The organism is Solirubrobacter ginsenosidimutans (assembly GCF_027587205.1).
In genome coordinates, this window is sequence record NZ_JAPDOD010000002.1 from 199,233 (window position 1) to 221,671 (window position 22,439).

The 22,439-nt window shown below is 71.4% G+C and carries 22 protein-coding genes and 1 pseudogene; 13 read left to right on the forward strand and 10 right to left on the reverse strand.

All coding sequences use genetic code 11. From position 1 onward, the window contains the following. Position 1: 1 nt before the first annotated feature. Positions 2-1,177 (forward strand): annotated as a pseudogene (pepT, locus tag OM076_RS03375) (peptidase T); the annotation flags it as partial. Here pepT and OM076_RS03380 read toward each other — a convergent pair. Next, positions 1,137-2,036, reverse strand: a complete 900-nt coding sequence (locus OM076_RS03380; protein ID WP_372517992.1) for an EamA family transporter — start codon at positions 2,034-2,036, stop codon at positions 1,137-1,139. The pseudogene pepT and the gene OM076_RS03380 overlap by 41 nt on opposite strands. A gap of 63 nt (positions 2,037-2,099) precedes the next feature. Between OM076_RS03380 and OM076_RS03385 the strand changes: the two genes are divergently transcribed. Next, positions 2,100-2,573, forward strand: coding sequence for an Lrp/AsnC family transcriptional regulator (locus OM076_RS03385; RefSeq protein ID WP_270037977.1), 474 nt, complete (start codon positions 2,100-2,102; stop codon positions 2,571-2,573). Here OM076_RS03385 and OM076_RS03390 read toward each other — a convergent pair. Continuing rightward, positions 2,520-2,963: a hypothetical protein gene (locus OM076_RS03390; RefSeq protein WP_270037978.1), complete on the reverse strand. Its 444-nt coding sequence runs from the start codon at positions 2,961-2,963 to the stop codon at positions 2,520-2,522. The genes OM076_RS03385 and OM076_RS03390 overlap by 54 nt on opposite strands. A gap of 21 nt (positions 2,964-2,984) precedes the next feature. Between OM076_RS03390 and OM076_RS03395 the strand changes: the two genes are divergently transcribed. From OM076_RS03395 to OM076_RS03405, 3 genes are read left to right on the forward strand one after another with little or no spacing between them, the layout of a single operon-like run. Beyond that, positions 2,985-4,097: an MFS transporter gene (locus tag OM076_RS03395; RefSeq protein ID WP_270037979.1), complete on the forward strand. Its 1,113-nt coding sequence runs from the start codon at positions 2,985-2,987 to the stop codon at positions 4,095-4,097. Positions 4,098-4,102: 5 nt separating this feature from the next. Further along, complete coding sequence (locus OM076_RS03400; RefSeq protein ID WP_270037980.1) at positions 4,103-5,095, forward strand: lysylphosphatidylglycerol synthase transmembrane domain-containing protein; 993 nt, start codon at positions 4,103-4,105, stop codon at positions 5,093-5,095. Next, entirely contained in the window at positions 5,092-5,847 is a 756-nt protein-coding gene (locus OM076_RS03405; protein WP_270037981.1) for a DNA-3-methyladenine glycosylase family protein, read from the forward strand. Before OM076_RS03400 ends, OM076_RS03405 begins: the two co-directional genes overlap by 4 nt. A gap of 373 nt (positions 5,848-6,220) precedes the next feature. Here the strand turns inward: OM076_RS03405 and OM076_RS03410 are convergent, their stop codons facing one another. Then, positions 6,221-7,105: a LysR family transcriptional regulator gene (locus OM076_RS03410; RefSeq protein ID WP_270037982.1), complete on the reverse strand. Its 885-nt coding sequence runs from the start codon at positions 7,103-7,105 to the stop codon at positions 6,221-6,223. 71 nt (positions 7,106-7,176) lie between these two features. Here OM076_RS03410 and OM076_RS03415 point away from each other — a divergent pair, with 71 nt between their 5' ends. The 3 genes from OM076_RS03415 (at position 7,177) to OM076_RS03425 (ending at position 10,962) form a co-directional block, all read left to right on the forward strand. Continuing rightward, positions 7,177-8,151 (forward strand): aldo/keto reductase, encoded by a 975-nt coding sequence (locus OM076_RS03415; protein ID WP_270037983.1) that lies wholly within the window; start codon positions 7,177-7,179, stop codon positions 8,149-8,151. A 10-nt stretch (positions 8,152-8,161) separates the two neighbouring features. Beyond that, entirely contained in the window at positions 8,162-9,883 is a 1,722-nt protein-coding gene (gene argS, locus OM076_RS03420; protein WP_270037984.1) for an arginine--tRNA ligase, read from the forward strand. 104 nt (positions 9,884-9,987) lie between these two features. Continuing rightward, the gene (locus tag OM076_RS03425; protein ID WP_270037985.1) at positions 9,988-10,962 is read left to right on the forward strand and encodes a lysylphosphatidylglycerol synthase domain-containing protein; all 975 of its coding nucleotides are present in this window, start codon (positions 9,988-9,990) and stop codon (positions 10,960-10,962) included. Positions 10,963-11,014: 52 nt separating this feature from the next. Here OM076_RS03425 and ppk2 read toward each other — a convergent pair whose 3' ends face one another. Continuing rightward, on the reverse strand, positions 11,015-11,827 hold the full coding sequence (gene ppk2 / locus OM076_RS03430; RefSeq protein WP_270037986.1) for a polyphosphate kinase 2: 813 nt from the start codon (positions 11,825-11,827) through the stop codon (positions 11,015-11,017). A 26-nt stretch (positions 11,828-11,853) separates the two neighbouring features. Continuing rightward, the gene (locus tag OM076_RS03435; RefSeq protein ID WP_270037987.1) at positions 11,854-12,903 is read right to left on the reverse strand and encodes an amidohydrolase family protein; all 1,050 of its coding nucleotides are present in this window, start codon (positions 12,901-12,903) and stop codon (positions 11,854-11,856) included. Positions 12,904-12,952: 49 nt separating this feature from the next. On the opposite strand from OM076_RS03435, the gene OM076_RS03440 reads away from it, so the two are divergent. Beyond that, positions 12,953-14,641 (forward strand): hypothetical protein, encoded by a 1,689-nt coding sequence (locus tag OM076_RS03440; RefSeq protein ID WP_270037988.1) that lies wholly within the window; start codon positions 12,953-12,955, stop codon positions 14,639-14,641. Here the strand turns inward: OM076_RS03440 and OM076_RS03445 are convergent, their stop codons facing one another. The 3 genes from OM076_RS03445 to OM076_RS03455 form a co-directional block, all read right to left on the reverse strand. Next, a complete protein-coding gene (locus tag OM076_RS03445) occupies positions 14,642-14,905 on the reverse strand; it encodes a hypothetical protein (protein WP_270037989.1) in 264 nt (87 codons plus the stop codon). Between the two features lie 3 nt (positions 14,906-14,908). Further along, positions 14,909-16,009, reverse strand: a complete 1,101-nt coding sequence (locus tag OM076_RS03450) for a lysylphosphatidylglycerol synthase transmembrane domain-containing protein (RefSeq protein ID WP_270037990.1) — start codon at positions 16,007-16,009, stop codon at positions 14,909-14,911. Positions 16,010-16,126: 117 nt separating this feature from the next. After that, positions 16,127-16,993 carry a LysR family transcriptional regulator gene (locus OM076_RS03455; RefSeq protein ID WP_270037991.1) on the reverse strand — a complete coding sequence of 289 codons (867 nt, stop codon included), beginning with the start codon at positions 16,991-16,993 and terminating at the stop codon, positions 16,127-16,129. Positions 16,994-17,063: 70 nt separating this feature from the next. Between OM076_RS03455 and OM076_RS03460 the strand changes: the two genes are divergently transcribed. Next, positions 17,064-17,783 carry a glutamine amidotransferase-related protein gene (locus tag OM076_RS03460; RefSeq protein WP_270037992.1) on the forward strand — a complete coding sequence of 240 codons (720 nt, stop codon included), beginning with the start codon at positions 17,064-17,066 and terminating at the stop codon, positions 17,781-17,783. Here OM076_RS03460 and OM076_RS03465 read toward each other — a convergent pair. Next, positions 17,731-18,174 carry a CBS domain-containing protein gene (locus OM076_RS03465; protein ID WP_270037993.1) on the reverse strand — a complete coding sequence of 148 codons (444 nt, stop codon included), beginning with the start codon at positions 18,172-18,174 and terminating at the stop codon, positions 17,731-17,733. The two genes, OM076_RS03460 and OM076_RS03465, sit on opposite strands and share 53 nt — an antisense overlap. A gap of 27 nt (positions 18,175-18,201) precedes the next feature. Between OM076_RS03465 and OM076_RS03470 the strand changes: the two genes are divergently transcribed. The 3 genes from OM076_RS03470 to acs all read left to right on the forward strand — a co-directional run bounded on the left by OM076_RS03470 (position 18,202) and on the right by acs (position 21,363). Continuing rightward, a complete protein-coding gene (locus tag OM076_RS03470) occupies positions 18,202-18,387 on the forward strand; it encodes a hypothetical protein (protein ID WP_270037994.1) in 186 nt (61 codons plus the stop codon). 10 nt (positions 18,388-18,397) lie between these two features. Next, positions 18,398-19,285 (forward strand): hypothetical protein, encoded by an 888-nt coding sequence (locus tag OM076_RS03475; protein WP_270037995.1) that lies wholly within the window; start codon positions 18,398-18,400, stop codon positions 19,283-19,285. 107 nt (positions 19,286-19,392) lie between these two features. Beyond that, complete coding sequence (gene acs, locus OM076_RS03480) at positions 19,393-21,363, forward strand: acetate--CoA ligase (RefSeq protein WP_270037996.1); 1,971 nt, start codon at positions 19,393-19,395, stop codon at positions 21,361-21,363. Here the strand turns inward: acs and OM076_RS03485 are convergent. Next, the gene (locus OM076_RS03485; RefSeq protein WP_270037997.1) at positions 21,360-22,370 is read right to left on the reverse strand and encodes a LacI family DNA-binding transcriptional regulator; all 1,011 of its coding nucleotides are present in this window, start codon (positions 22,368-22,370) and stop codon (positions 21,360-21,362) included. The genes acs and OM076_RS03485 overlap by 4 nt on opposite strands. Between the last annotated feature and the right edge of the window lie 69 nt (positions 22,371-22,439).

The window sequence follows — 22,439 nt, forward strand, 5'->3', positions numbered from 1 at the left end:
GGTGAGCTTCACGTCGCCTCTTGCCGAGACCCTGGCCCCCGACCTGTTGGAGCGCTTCCAGCGCTACGTCCGCATCGACACGCAGTCCGAGCGTGATCGCAAGCAGAGCCCGAGCACGCCGGGGCAGCTCGACCTCGCGCGTGTGCTCGTCGAGGAGCTGCTCGCGATCGGGCTCGCCGACGCCCGCCTGGACGAGCACGGCTACGTCACCGCCACGCTGGCGGGCGACGGACCGGTCGTCGGGCTGATCGCGCACGTCGACACGAGTCCCGACGCGCCAGGAGCGGGCGTCGAGCCGATCGTGCACCGCGCCTACGACGGCTCGCGCATCGAGCTCCCGCGCGGCGGGACGGTGCTCGACCCGGCGGAGATCCCCGCGCTCGCCGCCGCGGTCGGCCACGACATCGTGTCCTCGTCCGGTGACACGCTGCTCGGCGCCGACGACAAGGCGGGCGTGTCGGAGATCATGGCCGCGGTCGCCCACCTGGCCGCGCACCCGGAGCTCCCGCGCCCGACGCTGCGCATCTGCTTCACGCCCGACGAGGAGATCGGCGAGGGCGCGACGCTGTTCGACGTCGAGGCCTTCGGCGCGGTGTGCGCGTACACGCTCGACGGGTCCGACCTCGGCGAGCTGCAGGACGAGACGTTCGCCGCCGAGGAGGTCTCGCTGACGATCACCGGCGTCGACGCCCACCCCGGCTGGGCCAAGGACGTGCTGGTCAACGCCGCGCGGCTCGCGAGCAAGATCGTCGCCGCGCTGCCGGACGACCTCACGCCGGAGCGCACGGACGGCCGCGACGGCTTCATCCACGTCTACGAGATCGACGCCAGCGGCGGGCGCGCGGTGGTCCGCGCGATCGTGCGCGACTTCGACGACGACCGGCTCGCCGCGCACACCGCGCTGCTGCGCCGGACCGCCGAGGAGGTCGTGGCGGGCGCGCCCGGCGCCAAGCTCGAGGTCGTCGTGACGCCGCAGTACCCGAACATGCATCGCTTCATCGAGCGCTTCCCGGAGGCGACCGAACGCGCGGAGGCGGCGCTGCGCGCGGAGGGGATCGAGCCGGTCCGCACGCCGATCCGCGGCGGCACCGACGGCTCACGCCTGAGCGCGATGGGCCTGCCGACGCCGAACCTCTTCACGGGCGGCCATGACTACCACTCACGGCGGGAGTGGGCGTCGCTGCAGGAGATGGCCGCGGCGTCGGCGACGGTCGTGCGGCTGGCGGCGGCGTGGGCTCGCGATGGAGCGCCACCCCGACGATGACGAGCGCGATGCCGAGCACGTCCGTGGTGGTCGGCACCTGCGTGAGCACGATCAGGCCGACGATGGTCGCGGTCGCGGGCAGCAGCGAGACCATCAGCGCGTAGGCGGCGCGGCTCAGCCGCGCCATCGCGACCTGGTCGGCGACATAGGGGATCACGGAGCTCGAGATCCCCACGCCGACGCCTGCGAGGAGCGCGAGCGGGTCGCTGAAGGCCGGGATCGCCGCCCGGCCCGCCATCGGCGTGACGACGACCAGCGCGACGAGCATCGCGCCCGCGAGGCCGTCGATGCCCTTGATCGCGGGGTCGCTCGCCACGCGGTGGGCGAGCACGATGTAGGCCGCGAACAGGCCGGCGTTGGCGAGGGCGAGCACGACGCCGAGCGGCTCCGCCTCCAGCTGCACCCCGGTGAGCAGGTAGACCCCGGGAATGGCGAGCGCGATCGCGGCGAAGTTGCGGTGGGTGCGGGCGCCGATCGCGGCCAGGACGATCACCGGCAGGAACTCGATCGCGGCGACCGTCGCCAGCGGCAGCCGGTCGATCGCGGTGTAGAAGCAGCAGTTCATCAGCGCCAGCACGAGGCCCCAGGTGAGCACGGTGCGGTTGCGCAGCACGTGCCACGGGCGGCGCCAGAGGGCGAAGACCAGCGCGGCGGTGGCGATCCGCAGCCAGGCGACGCCGAGCACCTCGACGCGGACGAACAGCAGGACGGCGAACGCGGGGCCGAGGTAGTGGAAGACGGCGCTGACGAGGAACGGGAGACGCGCTTTCATGATTTACAGGTTCGTCGGTGAAACGCCGTTGCGGAATGGCTGATCGAAGCTATTCTCGGCGGTATGCCTTCAGAGAATGGGCTCATCGACGCGACGAACCTTCGATTGCTCGCGGAGCTCGTTGAGGACGCCCGGATCAGCCAGGCGGAGCTCGGGCGGCGCGTCGGATTGTCGGCTCCGGCGGTCGCCGAGCGGCTCGCGCGGCTGGAGCGCGAGGGCGCGATCGTCGGCTACCGGACCGACGTGTCACCCGCCGCGCTCGGCTACACGCTCGCCGCGGTGGTGCGGATGCGCCCGGCGCCGCGCCAGATCCCGAAGGTCGCCGACGTCGCCCGCGCGACGCCCGAGGTCGTCGAGTGTCATCGCGTCACCGGCGAGGACTGCTTCTACATGAAGATCCACGTCCGCTCGGTCGAGCACCTGGAGGAGGTGATCGACCGCTTCACGCCCTACGGGCAGACGACGACGTCGATCATCCAGTCCTCACCGGTCCCGCGGCGCGGGATCGAGCTGGGTCCCCAGCGCGAGCTGGCTTGAGATCTCCTGGATCCGGCGGCGCCCGTTGAGGTAGCCGACGACCGGCCACTCGTACGCGACGTCCTTCGTGCGGGCGAAGACGATCCACGGCCGCCGGAACACGACCCGGCCGATGACGCCGATGAGCGCGATGACGATCACGATCAGCAGCTCGATCGCGATCGCGATCACGTTGAAGAGCAGGAGCGCCAGGAAGACCGCGAGGATCACGATGAAGACCGCGGCGATGATCGTGCCCACGATCCCGAGATCGTCGAGGCCGTCGAAGCCGGGGAGGTCGGGGCCGAAGTCGGTCAGGTCGGCCTTCTTGAACTTCTTGCGGCGCGGCAGCCAGTGCCGCCCGAGCGTCCACCTGCGGCCGTCGGGACCCGTGACCTTGCGCCGGAACATGGCGTGCCAGGTTAAGGGGCGATGCGCGCTCGCGGGACGCTTCCCCTTTACATCGGCGGGTTCCTCGGCCCGTTCGGCGGCGGCGTGGTCGCCGTGCTCGTCCCGCAGCTGCGCGACGCGTTCGACGCCACCACCGCGGGCGTGGCGGCCTCGATCCCGGCGTACCTCGTCCCGTTCGCGGCGCTGCAACTCGTGTCGGGGACGCTGGGCGAGCGGCTGGGCCGCCGGCGCGTCGTGCGCACCGGCTACATCGCCTACGCGTTGTTGTCGATGCTGGCGGCGTTCGTTCCCACCCTGGGCGCGTTCCTGGTCGTGCGGGCGTTGCAGGGCTGCGCGAACGCGTTCGTGACGCCGCTGTTGCTGGCCGGGCTGGCGGACGAAGTGCCGCCGCGCCAGATCGGGCGGGCGGTGGGGACGTTCGCCGCCGTGCAGACATCGGCGATCGCCCTGGCGCCGCTGGGCGGCGGTGCGCTGGGCGCGATCGACTGGCGGCTGGCGTTCGTCTCGCAGGCGGTGGTGGCCGCCGGGCTGGCGCTGATGCCGCCCGACGACGGGCCGGTGCGGAAGGAGCAGCCGAGTCTGCGGACCGTCTTCACCCGGCGAGTCGGGTTGCTGAGCGCGGCGTCGTTCGCGGGCTACGCCGGCGTCACCGGCGTCGGCTTCCTCGTGGCGGTGCTGGCGGCGGACGAGTTCGGGCTCGGGTCGGTGTTGCGCGGCGTCCTGCTCGCGGGCTTCGGCATCGCGGGCATCCTGGTCGGGCGGGCCGCCGGGAACTGGGTCGACCGCTACGGGCGGGTGCCGGTGGCGAGCGTCGGCATCGCCTGGTGCTCGTTGCTGGTCGTGTCGCTCGGGCTGGCGCCGTCGGCGTTGACGCTGGCCGTGCTGTGGTTCGCCACCGGGCTCGGCTCGACGCTCCTCTGGGCCGGGATCAACACCCTCGCCGTGGAGGCCGTGCCCGGCAACCGGGCGGGTGGGACGTCGGTCATCTCGGCGTTTCGGTTCGCCGGCAACGCCGCCGCGCCGTTGATGTGGCTGCCGCTCTACCACATCGATCCGCGGCTCGGCTTCCTCGGCGCGGGCACCCTCGCGGCGGTCACGGTCGCGTTCATCCTCCCGCTGCGCGTGCCAAGGTAAGAAGGGTGCCGATCGCATCCCTCGGAGACTCCTTCTCCTCGTTCTTCAACGCGGTCGGCGACTTCTTCTCCAACCTCGCGCGGGTGTCCTGGCTCGCGCTGCTGCTCGCGCTGGTCTTCTTCACCGTGTACCTGACGCTGCGGGCGCGCGCGTCGTTTCACATCCTCCGCGCGGCGTATCCGGACTCCAAGATCGAGTTCCGGCGCATCTGGGGCGCGTACTTCGCCGGCTACGGCTTCAACGCCGTGATCCCCGCCCGCGGCGGCGACGTGGTCCGGCTCTTCCTGACCAAGTCCTCCGTGCCCGACTCCTCCTATCCGGCGGTCGCCGCGGCGTTCTCGATCGAGTTCATCTTCGATCTGACGATCGCGGTGCCCGTGCTCGCGTACGCGTTCAGCCAAGGCGTGTTCCCGAAGCCGCCGGACTTCTCAAAGCTGCCGGCGTTCGATCTCGCGCTCTTCGCCTCGCACCCGCGCTTCACGCTCTTCCTGCTGACCGTGCTCGGGATCGCGGTCCTGGCGGGGTTCGCGCTGCTCTCGGCGAAGGTGCGGGCGTTCTGGTCGCGCGTGCGCCAGGGCCTGACGATCCTGTTCGACCGCAAGCGCTACTTCCGCGAGGTCTGGCTCGTCCAGTTCGCGGGCTGGCTGTGCCGGTTCGCCGCGTTCTGGTGCCTGCTCGAGGCGTTCAACGTGGGTGGGTCGGTGTCGAACGTGCTGCTCGTGCTGGGCGTGAACGCGGTCGCCGCGCTCGTACCGTTCACGCCGGGCGGGGCGGGTGTGCAGCAGGCGCTGCTGGTGAAGGTCTTCGGCTCCGGAGCGACCGTCGCCGCCTACTCCGTCGGGCAGCAGATCGCGATCGCGGCGCTCACATTCGCGATCGGCCTCGCCTCCGTGATCTGGATCTTCAAGTTCCGCTCCTTCAAAGAGGTCATCGCCGCCGGTCGGGCGCAGCGCGAGGCGGAGAAGGCCGACAAGACCGCCGCCGCGGAGCCTGTGTGATCCTCACGGGCCGGTCGCCGTTCCTCGCCGAGCAGGTGCTGGCGTTCCTCGAGCACCGCGCGGTGCCGGGGGTGGAGGACGTGATGCCGTACCGGCGGGCGCTGCGTTTGCAGCACGGCGCCGGCGTGGTCATGCTGACCCCCGCGGGAGAGGGCATGCGGGTGACACTGGACCTCGACGACCCGCGCGATGAGGACGAGGCCGTGGCGCACGTCTCCGCGATGCTCGACCTCGACGCCCCCGCGGCGGAGATCGCCGACGTGCTGGGGCGCGACCCGGTCCTCGGTTTCACGCCGGGCCTGCGCGTGCCGGGCGGCGACGGCTACGAGATGGCCATCCGCGCGATCCTCACGCAGCAGATCTCGGTGCGTGCCGGGCGCACCCACGCGGGCCGGCTCGTCGCAGCCGCGGGCGAACCGCTGGCGCGGCCCCGCGGCTCGATCACCCACCTCTTCCCGACGCCCGAGGCGATCGCGGGCGCGCCGGACGAGGCGTTCGCGATGCCCGTGAAGCGCCGGGAGACGCTGCGCTCTCTGGCTGGTGTGCCGCTCGACGAGCTGGTGTCGCTGCCGGGGGTGGGACCGTGGACGCAGGCGTACGTGCGCATGCGCGGGTTGCGCGACCGGGACGCGTGGCTGGGGACGGATCTCGTCGTGCGGCACGCTCTTTCGCGACTTGGGCACGACGGGTATTCGGAGCCGTGGCGGCCGTATCGCGCGTATGCGGTCGTGCATTTGTGGAACGTGGCGTAAGGGTCGAAAGTCAACTGCGCCGGGTGGGGAGGGGGGAGTGGCAGTGCCGCCCGTTCCGGGCTGGCGTGGACCCGGATGGTGCGCGGCTCTGTTGGGGTCGAAGTGCCGTGCTGGGACACCGGCAGTTACGGGCGTGGTGCTGACACCCCGGTCCGCGCCGGGCCTTGCGGTGATCGGTTTCGGCGAGCAACGAAGTCATGCGCGAAGGGGGTGCGTCCGGAATGTTTCCCCACAGGCAACATTCCGGACGCACCCCCACCAACGCGCCATATCGACCAGTGCGAACCTGATCGAAACCCGCGATCTGTCCCTCAAGCGCGCACGGTCGACCACGCGACCGGGTCGCCGCTCCCCCACCCGGCGCAGTTGACTTTCAACCCACCGCCAGCTCACGAACGACCGCCACGAACGCCGCGACCAGGGGCGACGCATCACGAGCCCGCCACGCCACCGCGATCCGCAACGGGTCGATATCCCGAATCGGCACCCACACGACGTCAGGCCGCGCGTAGAACGTCGTCATCGAGGCGGGCACGATGCAGTACGCGGAGCCGTCGGCGACCTGCTCGAGCATCTCTTCGACGTTCTCGTTCTCCGGCCCCCAGCGCGGCTCGCGACCGTCCGGGCGCGGGTTCACCGCCCACCAATCGACCCAGTAGCGCGGCGCTCGGCGCGTCCACATGATCGGCTCGTCGGTCAGGTCGTTGACGGAGAGCGACGCACGCGCGGCCAGCGGATGCGAAACCGCCACGCCCGCGAAGCGCGCCTCACTCGCGACGAGCTCGGAGTCAAGGCCCGTCAGGTCGGCAGGAAGCCAGACGAACGCCACGTCGCACTCACCGTCTCGCAGCCCCGCGACCTCGCCGCCCCAGTCGTAGCGCCGCGGCTCGACGCGCACGTGCGGGAAGCGGGCGAGGAAACGTGCGCGGGAGCGCGTCGACAGCGTGCCGGCGCCGGCGGCCTCGAAGCCGACGCGCAGCCGGCCGGTCTGGCCGTCGGCGGCCTCGCGCACCGCGGCGAGGGCGGCGTCGAAGCGGGCGATGGCCTCCCGCGCCTCACCCACCAGCACGTCGCCGGCCGGCGTCACGGCGACCCCGCGGCTGGATCGCGCGAGCAGTTCCACGCCAAGTTCGACCTCGAGCTTGCGCAGCGCCTCGCTCAAGGCGGACTGCGAGAGGTGCAGATCGAGCGCGGCCTGGGACACGCTCCCGCGCTCCGCGACCGCGACGAAGTACCGCAGCTGCCGGATCTCGGCCATCGGCGAAACCGATAGCAGGCGGACGGCAAGACCTGTGGAGCGGCCAACCCCGCACGGGGACGATCACCCACATGCAGACCCGGAACCTGAACGGACTGACCACCTCGGCGATCGGCTTCGGCGCGATGGTGCTCGTCGACGGCATGTACGGCCACGTCGACGACACGCGCTCACCGGCCACGCTCCATCACGCCATCGACGCGGGCGCCACGCTGATCGACACCGCCGACGCCTACGCCGCCGGCGCGAACGAACAGCTCGTCGGCAAGGCGATCGCCGGCCGCCGCGACGAGGTCCAGCTCGCCACCAAGTGGGGCATCGTCTTCGAGGGCGGGCGTGTCGTGCACCACGCCCACGCGCAGGAGATCCGCGTCGACGGGCGCCCCGAGCGCGCCCGCGAGGCGGCCGAGGCGAGCCTCCGGCGGCTCGGCGTCGACGTCATCGACCTCTGGTACCTGCACTTCCCGGACCCGGACGTGCCGGTTCAGGAGACGATCGGCGCGATGGCCGAGCTGGTGCGCGAGGGCAAGGTCCGCCATCTCGGGCTCTCGAACGTCACCGCCGAGCAGGTCATCGCCGCCCACCAGGTTCACCCGCTCGCCGCCGTCCAGGGCGAGTACTCGCTGTGGACCCGCGAGCCCGAGCGCGAGCTGCTGCCGGTGCTCAAGGAGCTGGGCATCGGGTTCGTGCCGTGGTCGCCGCTGGGCGCGGGCTTCCTGGCCGGCTCGGCGGACCACATCGGCACGGCGGGCGAGGACTTCCGCGCCAACCACCCGCGGTTCGCGCCGCAGAACCTCGCAGCCAACCGCGACCGCTTCGCGCCGCTGCGCGAGCTCGCGCAAGAGCGCGAGATCACCCCCGCGCAGCTCGCGCTCGCCTGGCTGTTGCACCAGGGCGACGACCTCGTCCCGATCCCCGGCACCCGCACGCCGAGCCATCTCGACGAGAACCTCGCCGCGGCCGAGATCGTCCTCGACGCCGACACACTCGCCCGGATCGGGGAGCTCGCCCCGGCCGGCGTCGCCGCCGGGGCGGCATTGCTCTAGCGTCATAGGGGTGAACCCGGCCCCCAACCACGCGCTCTCGTCCACGCTCGCCGCCGCGATCGAGCGGGTGACCGGCCGGACCGAGGTCGACCCGCTGCTGACCGTGGCGCGCCAGCCCGGCTTCGACCTGCAGGCCAACTTCGCGATGAAGCTCGGCAAGCAGCTCGGGGAGACGCCGCGCGACGTGGCGGCGCGGGTCACCGAGAAGCTCGGCGATGCGGGCGGACTGCTGGCGTCGGCGGAGGTGTCCGGGCCCGGTTTCGTGAACCTCGCGTTCTCGCCCGCGGCGCTGGCGGCGTGGGCGACGCGGGCACTGGCCGACGCGCGCCTCGGCGTCCCGCTCGCCACCACCCCGCAGACGATCACGGTCGACTACTCGGCGCCGAACGTGGCCAAGGAGATGCACGTCGGGCACCTGCGCTCCACGGTGATCGGCGACGCCATCGTTCGCACGCTCGAGTTCGCCGGCCACACGCTCATCCGCATGAACCACCTCGGCGACTGGGGCACGCAGTTCGGGATGTTGACGCAGCACATGCTCGACACCAACACCCAGCACGTGACGGATTTCGAGGCGCTCGGCACGCTCTACCGGGACGCCAAGCAGCGCTTCGACGAGGACGCCGCGTTCGCGGACTCCGCCCGCCGGCGCGTCGTCGCGCTGCAGGCCGGCGACCCGGCGACGATCGCGCTCTGGCAGGACCTCGTCGACGTCTCGCTCGCCCACATCAACCACCTCTACGCGCAGCTGGACGTGACGCTCACCGACGAGGACGTCACCGGCGAGAGCTTCTACAACGACCGCCTGGCCGGCACGGTCGCGCTGCTGCTCGAAGCGGGTGTCGCGGTCGAGAGCGAAGGCGCGGTCGCGGTCTTCTCGGAGCAGTTCAAGAACCCGGACGGCTCACCCGCGGTGCTGATCGTGCGCAAGACCGACGGCGGCTTCGGCTACGGCGCCACCGACCTGGCGTCGCTGCGCTACCGGATCGACGACCTGCACGCCGACCGGCTGATCTACATCACCGACGCGCGCCAGTCGCAGCATTTCCAGATGGTCTTCGCCGCCGCCCGGCGCGCCGGGTGGGTGGGTGAGCAGCGGATCGAGCACATCTGGTTCGGCACGATGCTGGGCGAGGACGGCAAGCCGTTCAAGACCCGCTCCGGCGGCACGATCCGGCTCTCGGACCTGCTCGACGACGCGGTCGTGCGCGCCCGCGCCGTGGTCGACGCCAAGAGCCCCGAGTTGCCCGAAGAGGAGCGCGCGGCGATCGCGAACGCCGTCGGCATCGGCGCGGTCAAGTACGCCGATCTCTCCACCTCGCGCCAGCGCGACCTGCTCTTCAGCTTCGACCGGATGCTCGCACTGGACGGCAACACCGCCCCGTACCTGCTCTACGCGTGCGTGCGGGCGGAGTCGATCGGGACGCGCGCAGGCGAGACCTCCGATGCGGTGACCGTGCTCGCCGAGCCGCAGGAGCGCTCGCTCGTGGTCAAGCTGTCCGCGTTCGCCGACGTGCTGGACGAGGTCGAGGAGTCGCTGGAACCGCACCGGCTCTGCACCTACCTGTACGAGCTCGCCGGCGCTTACACGACGTTCTACGACGCGTGCCCGGTGCTCAAAGCGCCCGACGAGGAGACGCGCCGCTCCCGCCTCGCACTCTGCGCGCTCACCGCCAAGACCCTCAAGTCCGGTCTCGGACTCCTCGGCATCACGGTGCCGGCCCGCATGTGAGCGAGCCTGCCAATCTCTCGGGCATAGAGAGCGAACCGGCACACCCGGAAGCGGATTCAGTAGACCTTCGCGCGATCGTCAAGCGCGGGGGTTTCTTCGTCTTGGTGCTCGTTGCCGCCGTCGTCCTGATCCTCTCGCTGCCCGGGATCGGCGAGATCCGCGAGCGGTTCTCCTCCGCGGATCCGTGGTGGCTCGCGGCCGCGGCGGTCTGTCGCCTGATGTCGATGCTCGGGTTCGTGCGCGCGCTGTGGTCGGTGTTCGACCGCGTGATGCCGTGGCGCCGCGCGCTCGTCCTCGGGCTGGCCGAGCAGGGAGCGAACGTGCTGGTGCCCGCGGGCGGCGCGGGCGGGCCGGCGTTCGGCGCGTTCGTCCTGACCAAGATCGGCGTTCCCGCCGACCTGGCGGCGAGGCGCCACGCGGCGCTGTTTCTGATCACCAGCGCGGTGACGTTCGTCGCGATCTTCGCGGCAGGCCTGCTGACGACGCTCCACATCCTGCCCGACGACGTCGGAATCCTCGCGACGCTGCTGCCGGCGATCGGCGCCGGGATCGCGATCGTCGCGGCCGTCGCGTTCGGCAAGAGCGACCCGCCGAGCGAGCCCAGCGGCGGCCGCATCAAGCACCTGTGGTTCCGCGTCTGGTCCTTCGTGCATGCCGGCGCCAGGACGAGCGTCGCGCTCCTGCGACAGCGCGATCCGCTGCTGATCTACGGCGCCGTCGCGTACTACGCCTTCGACGTCGCGTCGCTCGCCTGCGTCTTTGAGGCCTTCGGCGGTGGCGGCCCGCCGATCGGCATCTTCATCCTCGCCTACTCGCTCGGGCACGCCGGGGCATTCCTGCCGACGCCGGGCGGCGTTGGCGGCACCGAGGGCGGCCTGATCGGCATGTTCGTCGCCTACGGGACGCCGATCGGCCTCGCCGCGGCATCGGTCCTCGCCTATCGGGTCTTCCAGCTCGGCCTGCCCGCGATCTTCGGCGCGTTCGCACTGCTGCGCGTGCGCCACACCCTCGCGCACCCGCCGCCGCGCGAGATCATCGAGGCCCGCTTCGCCGCGATCGTGCAAGACGACGAGGAGTAGCCGCCGCGGGCGGAGCAGTCCGAGGAGTTCGTGCCCGCGTTGCGCTGGGTGATCAATTCAGCAGCGGGTGCTCCCAGTAGTTCTGCTCGATGACGAGGTGCTCTTCCTTGGGTGGGCGCTTGTAGCGGTGCTGCTTCGGGCGCGGCGGCAGGTCGATCGGGCCCGGGAGCGCGTCCCGGTACGGGATCTGCTCGAGCACGTGCGAGAGGCAGTTCAGGCGCGCGGCGCGCTTGTCGTCGGACTCGATCGTGAACCAGGGCGCTTCGCCGATGTCGGTGACGGCGAACATCTCGTCCTTGGCCTTGGAGAACTCGACCCACTTCTCGCGTGACTTGAGGTCCATCGGGCTGAGCTTCCAGCGCTTCAACGGGTCCTGCGCGCGCTCCTGGAACCGCCGCTCCTGCTCGGCGTCGCTGACCGAGAACCAGTACTTCAGCAGCAGGATCCCGGAACGCACGAGCATGCGCTCGAACTCGGGGCAGGCCTGCATCCATTCCTCGTGCTCGGCGTCGGTGCAGAACCCGAGCACCCGCTCGACGCCGCCGCGGTTGTACCAGGAGCGGTCGAAGATGACGATCTCACCCGCAGCCGGCAGGTGGGACACGTAGCGTTGGAAGTACCACTGCGTCTGCTCGCGCTCGGTCGGTGCCGGGAGCGCGACGACGTTCGCTCCGCGCGGGTTCAGCGGCTCCATGAGGCGCTTGATCGTCCCGCCCTTGCCCGCCGCGTCGCGGCCTTCGAAGATCAGCACGACCTTCAGGCCCTGCTGCTTGACCCAGTACTGCAGCCGGACGAGCTCGAGCTGCAACTCCGCCATCCGCGCGTCATAGATCTCGCGCTTGACCCGCTTCGTCTTCTCGGCCACGTTCACTCCTCATTGCCGCCGGCGTCCTACGCGGTGAGCCTACCCCCGACGAGCACCGCCGCCGGGCGTGCGAGCGCGCCAGGGTGCTCGCGTGGGTCGGCGTCGTAGGTGACGAGATCGGCGGGATGGCCGGGAAGGCCGAGCGCGCGGCGGGGCGTCGCGGTCGCCGCGGTCAGCGCCTGGGCGGGCGTGAGGCCGCCGGTCGCGACCAGTTGCTCGACCTCGTGAACGGTCTCGCCCGCGGGGCGCTCGTCGGAGCCCACGAGCACGTCGACGCCGAGGCGCAGCGCGAGCCCGAGCAGCTCGCGCATCCGCTCTCTCCAGGCGACGACGATCGGCTCGGCGGGCGTGCCGGCGAGCGGGCGCAGGTGGCTCTCGGCGGTCCACAGCGTCGGGACCCACAGCGTCCCGCGCCGGGCCATCTCCGCGACCGCCGCCGCGTCCAGCGACGGGCCGTGCTCGATCGAGTCCACGCCGGCCTTGACCGCGTCGGCCGCGGCCGGGCCGGTGGTGTGCACGGCGACGCGCGCGCCTTCGGCGTGCACCGCTTGCACGAGCCGCGAGAGCGTGTCCGGGTCGTAGTTGCGCGGCGCGGCGAACCAGTTGCCGTCGGGCCCGACGAAGTCGAGGATGACCTTCACCCACTGCGCGCCGCCGCGCGCGTGACCCACCGCGAGGTCGACGACGCGGTCCGGGGGAGCGTTCTCGCCGAGGCCGGGGAAATACCGGCCGGGCGGGGCGAGCAGGGTGCGCGCGGCCGTGAAGGCCGGGCCCTGCAGGTCGACCAGCCATGGCGCGTCGGGCGGCTGGCCCGTGTCGCGGGCCGCGAGCACGCCGGAGCGCTGCAGCGCGGCGAGGTTCAGCTCCAGCAGACGCTCGCGGGTGAGGCCACGCTCCTCGAAGTCGAGCGTCGCGTGGAAGTGCGCGTCGACGATCCCGCCCGGCAACAGGTACGCGCCCGGAAGTGTCCGCGCGCCGATGAGCGGCGCCTCGCTCAGCCCCGACGCGTCGATCCACAGATCGATCGGCGCCGTCCCATCCGGCAGCAGCACGCCGTGCAGATGCCACGCGTCCATGCGCGGAATCTAAACCCGCAGGCGCGCGACGCTGGGTTAAGGTGGCGAGGTGCGCGAGCGTTCCGAGACCCAGGCGCCGCCTGCGCCGCAGGCGCCGGCACTGGCGCCGAGCCTCGGTGCCGCGCTGCCGACCGCGCTCGACGCGGCGACGGTGATCAGCCTGCAGCAGACGTCCGGCAACGCCGCCGTGACGCGGCTGCTCTCCCGCGCTCCCGCTCCACCCGCGGGCCTCACCCGCGACCGCTCGCAGGTCCACATCGTCCCCGGCCGCGGCGCGACTGACCCGATGGACTACGTCGAGTTCACGAGCCAGGAACGGCACACCGAGGTCGTCGCCGGCCAGTCGATGGAGACCGAGGACGCGCGCGAGTTCGACTACGAGTCCAGCCCGTGGAACCTGTCGGCGACATGGCGCTACTACGACGGCGCCGACCGCCTCGTGCACACGATCTCCGACATGCCGCGGGCGATCGCGATCTGGCCGGCGAACATCCGCGAGCACGTCGGCCGCACCGGCCGCTCGGCGTTCGGCACCTGGACCGTGCGGCTGGAGAAGGACCGCTTCTACGACGACGTCCACTTCGACGTCACCGAGGGCGCGCGGCCCGCGGGCGCGCCGCTGGAAGGCACGACGACGGAGTCGTTCTTCAACCTGCGCGAGTTCCCCAGCGCGACGTCGCGCCGGCTGGGCGCGCTGACCGGCCAGTCGGTCGCGATCCGCGCGACCGACAAGGCGAAGGCCGAAGGCCACACCTGGTACCGCGTGACGCTCGGCGCGCCGGTCGGCTCGCTCCCGGCCGGGACGGTTGGCTGGATCGTCGCCGACGCCGTCACGCTGGTCACGCCGTGGGACACCTTCCGCACGCAGCTCGCCGCGTGGGAGACCGCCAACGCGACGATGACGCTCGACGCCCGCATCACCCGGCTGCGGCAGATGTGCCACAACTCCGACCTGCCGTTCGACGCCGTCATCGGCACCGCGCCGGGCCGCGAGTACGCGGACACGCGGCGCTTCCAGTCGGGCGAGTGGGAGCTGCTGCGCGACTCCCAGCAGGTGACGATGCCCGACGGGCAGGTCGTCGACGTCTACCACCTGCTGGTCGGCCTCGACGTGCTGCCGCGCCGCAACGAGAGCACCGACGTGAGCGTCGCGCCGCTGATGAGCCGCAACGTCGGCCAGAACTACTCCGCCGCGACCTGGTCGGGCGACATCGGCGCCGCGGCCGCCGACGCCTTCGTGCGCCAGGACGCCGAGTGGGAGCGCCAGAATCCGACGGCATCGCCGGCCGACCGCATCCACCGCTACTACGACACGCGTGTCGCGAACGCCGACCTGCTGGGCGACGTCGACGCGTGGGGCATCGACGCGGCCCGGGCCGCGCCCGGCGCCCCGACCACGATCGAGGGCCTACTGGCCGCGTATTACGGCGCGCCGGTCACCACGACGGGCCCGGGCGGCGCGCCCAACACGAGCCGCCGCAAGGGCGCGGTGGAGCGCTTCGCCCGCCATTACGGCTTCTCGGTCGGCGGCCCGTCGGCGGCATTCCCCGATCAAGCCGCCCCGCGCGCCGCGATGGCGCACCAGATCGAGCTCTTCGCACACGTGTGGGTCGAGCGCCGCGACTACTTCCGCTCGATCGACGGCACGCTGGTCAGCGACTACGTCGAACCGATGACCGACGTCTTCCTGCGCTGGCTGGACGCGCTCGCCGCCCAGGTGGGCGCGGGCACTCCGTAGCTACGAGAGACCCTGGCGCGCTTCGCGCACGAGCGTGACCGCTTCAGGGAACACGGTCGCCATCACGGTGCGGACCTGTTGGGCCTGCTGTTCCGTGGTGCCCTGGATATTGACGCGGTTGATCGCCGCGACGGTCATGTCGACCGCGAGCTTGATCGCGTTGTCCGCCCACGCCAGCGACTGAGAGGCCTGCATCTGCTCGGCCATCTCCTGCATGCGTCGCTGGAAGTCTGGGTCGTTGAAGAAGCCGCCGAAACCTTCCATGGCTCAACTGTACTGGTGGCAGAGCGAGCGGTCGTGATGCACGGTCCGGCGCGGCTTCGCAAGCGCGGCGGGCTCGGGCTCGGGCTCGGGCTCGAGCTCGCCCGCGTCCTCGGCCTCCCAGGTCGCGACCGTGCGGCGCAGCGTCACGTAGGACAGCGCGCCCGGGGCGATCGGCAGCCAGAAGGCGAAGAAGCGGTAGGCCAGCACCGCGACGATGGCCGCCGCCGGGTTGACGCCGAAGGCGACGAACATCCCGATCATCCCGCCGTCGACACCGCCCACGCCACCGGGGAGCGGGAGCGTGTTGGCGAGCATGCCCACGAAGTAGCCGAGCACGAGGACGCCGACGGCGGGGGACTCGCCGAAGGCGTTGAAGCACGCCCACAGGCAGGCGATGTCGAACGCCCACCACATCGCCGCGCCGATCAGGCCCGGGTTGCCGCGGCGGATCAGGCCGCGGGCGTCGCGCACGCCGTCGCCGATCGGGGAGAGCCAGCGCTGCAGCTTGTGCTCGCCCGGCTTGACGAGCTGCGCGGCCGCGACGAGGGCGATCACGGCGCCGCCGAAGATCGCGGGCACGATCGTCATGGCGAACGACCCGCCGCCGGGGATGATGCCCGTGTAGAGGCCGACGCCGCCGAACAGCAGCGAGCCCATGTAGACGCTGTAGAGCAGCACCATGAACGTCGTCATGCGGGCGGCGACGTCACGCGCCTCCATCCCGGACTTGCGCAGCGCCCACGCCGTCAGGGCGATGCCACCCGCACCGGCGCTCGCGAACAACCGGGTGGCGGCGTGGCCCGCCAGCGTGATCTCGGTGCTCGCGCGCAGGCCGATGCGGGTGCCTCCGCCCTCGACCGAGACCGCGCGGAAGAGCACGGCGTGACCCACGAAGGACAGCGCTTCGAGCACGAGCGCGAGGGTGAGCCACTCCACGGAGCCGTCGCCGAGCTTGCCCCACACGTCGGGGAGATCGGCCAGAGCGGGGGCGATGACGACGAGGCCGGCGACCATCGCCGCGCTCGCGATCACGAGCACGACCACCTGCCGCGCGGACACGCGGCCCAAGGGCAGCGAGCGGTCTGGTGTGTCGACTACGGCCATAACATGCATCCTGTCGCGGGTGGGGAGGACCTTCGATTGGGTGAGCCGCCCAATGTGGGGTGTGGTTATCCCCAGCTAAAGAGCTCGCTTACATACTATTAGTGGGTAGTTGCAAGCTCAACCCCCGAGGCGAAGAAGTTCCGTGCGGTGCGTCAAGGCGGGCTCGGCGAGGGCGAGCCCGTGGGTGACGACGCGGCGCGGGAGCAGCGCGAGCCCGTGGCCGGCGGCGACCAGCGCCAGGAGCCCGGAGACGTCGGCGCCGTCGTAGTGCAGCGCGGGCCGGAAGCCGTCGGCGCGGGCGATCGCGGCGAGCTCGTCGAGCGGCGCGCAGACGACGGGAGCGTCGATCCAGCGCGCGTCGACGAGGTCCTCGAGCCGCACGGCGGGCCGCGAGCGTCGACTTTCGTCAGTAGAGCGCGAGAAACTCGACGGTCGCGCGATGCCGGGGACCGTGCGGGCGATGAGCGGGTGGTCGGCCGGCACGGCCACGGCGAGCGGCTCCTCCCACACCTCGGCGACGGTCAGGCCCAGCTCCGGCAGGCGGAGCGGGTCGTTGACCGCCGCGACGCCGTCGACGAAGCCCACGTCGAGCACGCCGGTCGCCACTTCCCGCGCGATCGTCACGCGATCGGCCACGCGCACCGTCACCGTCAGCGCGGGTGCGACCAGTGACGCAGCGTGGCCGCAGGCCAGCGGCGTCGTCCCGATCCGCAGCGACCGTGGCGGCCCGCCGGCCACCTTCGCCACGTCCGCCCGCGCCGCATCCAGGCGTAGGAGGATCGGCTCGGCGTGCTCCAGCAGGCGGGCGCCCGCCTCGGTCGGCTCGACCGGCCGGCGCGTCAGCAGCGGCGCGCCCAGGTCGGCCTCGAGCACGCCGATGTGCTGGGACACGGCGGACTGCGTGTAGCCGAGCTCGCGCGCGGCGGCGCTGAACGACCCGAGGCGGGCGACGGTCACGAACGTCCGGAGGAAGCGCGGGTCCATCAGCATCTCTTATCACGTGGCCAGCGAAGATCGTTGGACGTGATGGACGCGGCGCGCGAGCATGCCCGGCATGGCAACCGCGAAACTCGCTCTCGTCGGGGACCGGTCCCCGAGCGTCCGCGCCCACGCCCGGATCCCGCTGCTGCTCGACGCGCTGCGCCGGCGCGACGGCATCGTGCTCGACCCGTACTGGATCCCGAGCACCGAGGCCGACGACCTCGAGGCCTTCGACGGCATCTGGGTCGTGCCCGGCAGCCCGTACACCGACCCGGACAAGGTCGTCGCCGCCGTCAAGACCGCGCGCGAGCGGCAGATCCCGTTCCTCGGCACCTGCGGCGGCTTCCAGCACGCGATCCTGCACCTCGCCGGGGACCTGGCGGGGATCGAGCACGCGCACCACGCCGAGTACGGGGTGACCGAGACGGACGTGATCGTCCCGCTCGAGTGCTCGCTCGTCGGCCACGAGGGCCCGATCAACTACACGCCCGACACGCTGATCGCGCGGATCGCGGGCGTCGACCGCAGCCTCGAGCGCTACCACTGCTCCTACGGGATCGCGACCGACTACATCGCCACGTTGGAGGCCGCGGGCGTGATCTTCGGCGCCCACGACCAGGACGGCGCGCCGCGGGCGCTCGAGCTCCGCGACCACCCGTTCTTCCTCGGCACGCTCTTCCAGCCCGAGCTCGCGGGCGACGGCACCCGCGCGCACCCGGTGATCCGGGCCTTCGCGGAAGCTACGACGCTTCGCGCGCGCGAGAGAAGTAGTCAGGCGTCGCCGGTCGCGTGATCCGCGCCGAGATCGCCGAGGCGCGATCGCCCACGCGCGAGGCGAGGTCGTCGAGGGTGACGACCCCCACGAGCGCGCCGGCCTCGATCACGACGAGCCGCCGGATGCCGTGCCGGATCATCCTGTCGGCCGCCTCCTCGAGGTCCATATCGGGGGCGGCGACGATGACCGGCGTCGAGGCGTGATCGGCGGCGCGGCTGTCCGGGTCGCGCCCGTCGGCGACCACGCACAGCGCGACGTCGCGGTCGGTGATGAAGCCGACCGGCCGCGTGCCGTCGACCAGCACGACCGAGCCCACGTTGCGGGCACGCATGAGCAGCGCGATCTCGCGCACTGAAAGCGACGGCTCCGCGGTGACCACCGCTTCCGTCATGACCTCGCTCACCAGCACGAGCAGCGAGTCTACAATCGCGGCGTCGTGCCTTATCGCAGCGCCAGTCAGCTCTCACGTAGGCGCCGGATCGAGGCGCTGATCAAGCTCGCCGCGCCCGCGCTGGACATCGTCCTGTACGCCGGCGATCGCGTCTCCCGCGTGGTCGGCCGCAACGAGCTCCCGCCCGAGCCGGTCAAGCGCGCGGGTCTTCCCCCTGCAACACGCCACTAGAGTGTCCGCCGTGACGGCTGAACCCGAACCGGCGATCGCGAACCCCGAGCAGCAGCTCGCATGGGAGAAGCGCCATCGGCAGCGCGCGGGCATCGCGGCGCTCGTAGGCGCCCTCGGCCTGCTGGCGTTCTACGTGTTGCAGCAGGTGCTGCAGCGCGACATGCCGAAGGTCAGCGGGCTCGAGACGCTGGTGCGCGCGGCCAAGCCCGGCGACGTGGGTGCGCTGCCGTCGCTGCAGAACGCGTTCTTCGAGTACCTGGACACCAAGACCGTGCTCGTGATCCTGATCGGCCTCGGCGGGTTCATCGGGTGGTTGGGGGTCGCGTGGTGCGTCGGCTTCCTCGGGGTCGCCACCCGCTCACGGCTCCCCGTGTTCCGGCGGTTCATCATCTACGTGCCGATCGTCGGCGGTGTCGTGCTCGGCATCAGCGTCCTGATGTCGCAGCTCGGCAGCCTGCAGGTGGTCAGCGAGTACCTGGACTCCAACCGGACGGTCCAGGCAGCGACCGACGCCGACAACGGCCTGATCGTCTACGCGCGGCTGCTGTATCAGCTGGGCACGCTCTTGCTCGCGGTCGGCCTCGTGTTGGTCGCGCTGAACGCGATGCGCGTCGGCCTGCTCACCCGCATGCTCGGCTACATCGGCATCGCCTCGGGCGCGATGATGGTGCTCTTCCCGCTGCCGATCGTGCAGATCTTCTGGCTCGGCGCGCTGGGCTTCGTCCTGCTCGGCCGCTGGCCGGGCGGGGACCTGCCCGCGTGGGCGACCGGCGACGCCGTGCCGTGGCCGACGCCCGAACGGCCCCCGCCCCGGCAGCGCCGCGGCGCGCCCGCGGCCACTCCCGCCGCCGAATCGGGTCCCGCGCCCGCGCGGCGCAAGCGTAAGAAGCGCAACTAGCCCGCCGCCTAGAAGCGCAACTCGCCCGCAACCTTCTCGCATCCGCCGTCGTAGCGTGGTAGGCCTTCGGGTAGGAAGGCTGCAGCTGACGCGAACGAGGAGACGGCATGGCGACCGAAGGTCAGACACTCGAGCAACAACTCGAGGAACTGCTCGACGACGAGAAATTCTCGCCGTCTGAGGACTTCGTCGAGCAGGCGGTCATCACTGACCCGAAGATCTACGAGCAGGGCGAGGACTACGAGGCGTTCTGGGCCGAGCGCGCCGAGGCGCTGCACTGGGACACGAAGTGGGAGCAGGTCCTCGACTGGTCCAACCCGCCGTTTGCGAAGTGGTTCGTCGGCGGCAAGCTCAACGTCTCCTACAACTGCCTCGATCGCCACGTCGAGGCGGGCAACGGCGGTCGCGTCGCCTACCACTGGCGCGGTGAGGAGGGCGAAGAGCTCGACGTCACCTACGCCGACCTGCACTCAGACGTCCAGAAGTTCGCCAACGCGCTGAAGTCGCTGGGCGTCCGTAAGGGCGACGTCGTCGCGGTCTATCTGCCGATGATCCCCGAGGTCGCGGTGGCGATGCTCGCCTGCGCGCGCATCGGCGCGATCCACAACGTCGTCTTCGGCGGCTTCAGCGCCGAGTCGGTGCGCGAGCGGATCGAGTTCTCCGAGGCGAAGATCCTGATCACCGTCGACGGTGCCCGCCGCAAGGGCAAGACCGCGCCGATCAAGGAGAACGTCGACGAGGTCATCGGCGACCTCGTGGACACGATCGTCGTCGTCAAGCGCTCCGACAACGACGCGCCGATGAAGGCCGGGCGCGACCACTGGTACGGCGAGCTGCTCGAGGCCGCCGACGCCGACTGCCCGCCCGAGCCGATGGACGCCGAGGACCCGCTCTACATCCTCTACACGTCCGGCTCGACGGCCAAGCCCAAGGGCATCCTGCACACCACCGGCGGCTACCTCACCGGCGTCGCCTACACCCACGCCGCGGTGTTCGACCTCAAGCCGGAGGAGGACATCTACTGGTGCGCCGCCGACGTCGGCTGGGTCACCGGTCATTCCTACATCATCTACGGGCCGCTGGCGAACGGCACGACCTCGGTGATGTACGAGGGCGCACCGGACTACCCCGGCAAGGACATCTGGTGGGAGATCGTCGAGCGCTACAAGGTGACGATCATGTACTGCGCGCCGACCGCGATCCGCGCATGCATGAAGTGGGGCGTCGAGCACCCCGCCTCGCACGACCTGTCCTCGCTGCGGCTGCTCGGGACCGTGGGCGAGCCGATCAACCCGAAGGCATGGCTGTGGTACTGGAAGGTCGTCGGCGGCGGGCGCTGCCCGATCGTCGACACGTGGTGGCAGACCGAGACCGGCGGGGTCATGATCACGACGCTGCCGGCCCTGCTGGACGCCAAGCCGGGCTCGGCGGGCAAGCCGCTGCCGGGCATCGAGGCCGCCGTCGTGGACGAGGAGGGCAACGACGCCGGCACCGAGCAGGGCTACCTGGTCCTCAAGCGGCCTTGGCCGTCGATGCTGCGGACCCTCTACAAGGAGGACGACCGCTTCGTCGAGACCTACTGGAACAAGTTCGGCAAGGACACCTACCTCGTCGGCGACGCCGCGCGCCGCGACGAGGACGGCTACTTCTGGATCATCGGGCGCATCGACGACGTCGTGAACGTCTCCGGCCATCGCCTGAGCACCGCGGAGGTCGAGTCCGCGATCGTCTCCCACGGCAAGGTCGCCGAGGCGGCCGTGATCGGCCAGGCCGACGAGGACACCGGCCAGGCGATCACCGCGTTCGTGACCCTCGAGGGCGACCTCGACGGCACCGACGAGCTGATCGCCGAGATCCGCGAGAAGGTCGCCGATCGGATCGGCAAGTTCGCCCGCCCGAAGCGGATCATCTGGGCCGACGACCTGCCCAAGACGCGCTCGGGGAAGATCATGCGCCGGCTGCTGCGAGACATCGCCGAGGGGCGCGAGCTGGGTGACGTCACCACCTTGCGCGATCCCAGCGTCATGGCCCAGCTGGAGGGCAAGATCAAGGAACGCGACGCGGAGGGCAACGGCTAGCGGCTGCGCGCCCGTCCCACGGTGTCGCGGACGATGAGCCTCGGCTCCAGCAGCCGCCGCACCCGCTCCGTCCGGCCGTCGATGCGCTCGAGCAGCAGCTCGAGCGCTTGGCGGCCCATCGCCGCGCGCGGCTGATCGACGGTGGTCAGCGACAGCTGGCGCAGCGCGGCGATGTAGATGTTGTCGTAGCCGACGAGCGAGATGTCGGCCGGGATCCGCAGGCCGGCGCGCACGAACGTGTCCATCATGCCCGCGGCGGTGAGGTCGTTGGCGGCGAAGACGGCGGTGGGAAGGTCGCCGCGGGTGAGGATCGCCTGCGCGGCCTGCACACCCGCCTCCTCGGTGAAGTCGCCCTCGATCAAACGGCCAGGCCCGAGACCGGCCGCCTCCATGGTGGCGCGGAAGCACTGCAGGCGGGTGGCGGCGCCCGCGCCGTCGCCACCGGTCACGTGCAGGATCTCGGTGTGGCCGAGGCCGGCGAGGTAGCTCACGACGGCGCGCACGCCGAGCGGCTCGTCGATCGCGAGCGTGTCGATCTCCGGCGCGTCGATCTCGCGCCCGGTGACGACGGTCGGGATGCTCCGGGCGGCCGCCGCGAGGTCGGCCTCGTCCAGGCGCGGGCTGACGAGGATCAGGCCGTCGACGCGGTAGTCGACGAACGACGTCACCACGGTCCGCTCGCGCTCGGGATGGCGGCGGCCGGTGCCCAGGAGCAGCTGATAGCCGAGCTCTGACGCGAGCGCCTCGATCCCGCCGGCGATGTCGGCGAAGAACGGGTTGTGGAGGTCGTTGAGCAGCACGCCGATCGTCATCGTCCGCGACGACGCGAGGCTGCGGGCCATCGCGTTGGGGCGGTACCGCAGCCGCTCGGCGGCTTCCAGGACGCGCGCGCGGCGCAACTCGGAGACCTTGGGGCTCCCACGCATGACCAGCGAGACGAGCGCCCGCGAGACGCCCGCCTCGGCGGCGACGTCCTCCATCGTCGGCGGTCGGCCGGGAGTGGTCATCGAACGCACTTTAGGCATAGCGCGCTCTAACGACAATCCTTGACAGATCGCGTATCGCGTGCAGACAAT

Bases quoted from the DNA above. Each gene is read 5' to 3' on its own strand.
- OM076_RS03380 (WP_372517992.1), bottom strand. From the start codon at position 2,036: ATGAAAGCGCGTCTCCCGTTCCTCGTCAGCGCCGTCTTCCACTACCTC.
- OM076_RS03385 (WP_270037977.1), top strand. From the start codon at position 2,100: ATGCCTTCAGAGAATGGGCTCATCGACGCGACGAACCTTCGATTGCTC.
- OM076_RS03390 (WP_270037978.1), bottom strand. From the start codon at position 2,963: ATGTTCCGGCGCAAGGTCACGGGTCCCGACGGCCGCAGGTGGACGCTC.
- OM076_RS03395 (WP_270037979.1), top strand. From the start codon at position 2,985: ATGCGCGCTCGCGGGACGCTTCCCCTTTACATCGGCGGGTTCCTCGGC.
- OM076_RS03410 (WP_270037982.1), bottom strand. From the start codon at position 7,105: ATGGCCGAGATCCGGCAGCTGCGGTACTTCGTCGCGGTCGCGGAGCGC.
- OM076_RS03415 (WP_270037983.1), top strand. From the start codon at position 7,177: ATGCAGACCCGGAACCTGAACGGACTGACCACCTCGGCGATCGGCTTC.
- OM076_RS03435 (WP_270037987.1), bottom strand. From the start codon at position 12,903: ATGGACGCGTGGCATCTGCACGGCGTGCTGCTGCCGGATGGGACGGCG.
- OM076_RS03445 (WP_270037989.1), bottom strand. From the start codon at position 14,905: ATGGAAGGTTTCGGCGGCTTCTTCAACGACCCAGACTTCCAGCGACGC.
- OM076_RS03450 (WP_270037990.1), bottom strand. From the start codon at position 16,009: ATGGCCGTAGTCGACACACCAGACCGCTCGCTGCCCTTGGGCCGCGTG.
- OM076_RS03455 (WP_270037991.1), bottom strand. From the start codon at position 16,993: ATGGACCCGCGCTTCCTCCGGACGTTCGTGACCGTCGCCCGCCTCGGG.
- OM076_RS03460 (WP_270037992.1), top strand. From the start codon at position 17,064: ATGGCAACCGCGAAACTCGCTCTCGTCGGGGACCGGTCCCCGAGCGTC.
- acs (WP_270037996.1), top strand. From the start codon at position 19,393: ATGGCGACCGAAGGTCAGACACTCGAGCAACAACTCGAGGAACTGCTC.
- OM076_RS03485 (WP_270037997.1), bottom strand. From the start codon at position 22,370: ATGACCACTCCCGGCCGACCGCCGACGATGGAGGACGTCGCCGCCGAG.